1 protein-coding gene is annotated in these 501 nt (G+C 35.4%); it reads right to left on the bottom strand.

Annotated features, from left to right (window positions below):
- Positions 1-60: 60 nt before the first annotated feature.
- Positions 61-273 carry a hypothetical protein gene (locus KP705_RS21765; RefSeq protein ID WP_215765125.1) on the bottom strand — a complete coding sequence of 71 codons (213 nt, stop codon included), beginning with the start codon at positions 271-273 and terminating at the stop codon, positions 61-63.
- Positions 274-501 lie beyond the last annotated feature (228 nt).

Genomic DNA, 501 nt, shown 5'->3' with positions numbered 1-501 from the left:
TGTCGGAAGGCTTTACAAGCACTTTACGACTCAGCATCTCAAAATGTGCGAATTGATAACTCATGACAACGATCCAAAAAATTTCTCGCAAATCGTTGAGAGTCTTCTTTTAAAATCATCAGACGTACAATTTTCMAAATCTAAATTATCGATACTCGAATACAAACCATCCTTGTCACATTCTTCTAAATCTTTAACCCAAAGGCGTATCTCATCTTTATTGTCATTAACAAAAACACACTCGTAACAAAAATCATCCTCGGCATCGTGCAAATATTCGTTGAATCTTATAAAACCATATCCGCTGCTTTCTATGTAATCCAAAAACAAAGAAGAATGCTAAGGAAGACAAAGCAAATAATCTCTATAACTTTTCACATCCTTCACAGGAAAAGAATGGTCAATATAATGGTCATGCAAACAAGTCATGATATCGTAAGGCTTTTCCCAACAGCAATAAACCTCGACCCCATTCACAAACATATAACGAATAGCCTTGGT

Source organism: Gluconobacter sp. P1D12_c, assembly GCF_018812105.1.
Lineage (GTDB): Bacteria > Pseudomonadota > Alphaproteobacteria > Acetobacterales > Acetobacteraceae > Gluconobacter > Gluconobacter oxydans_A.
The sequence above is the reverse complement of the archived record's forward strand: the minus strand, read 5'-3'. Positions and strand labels throughout refer to the sequence as shown.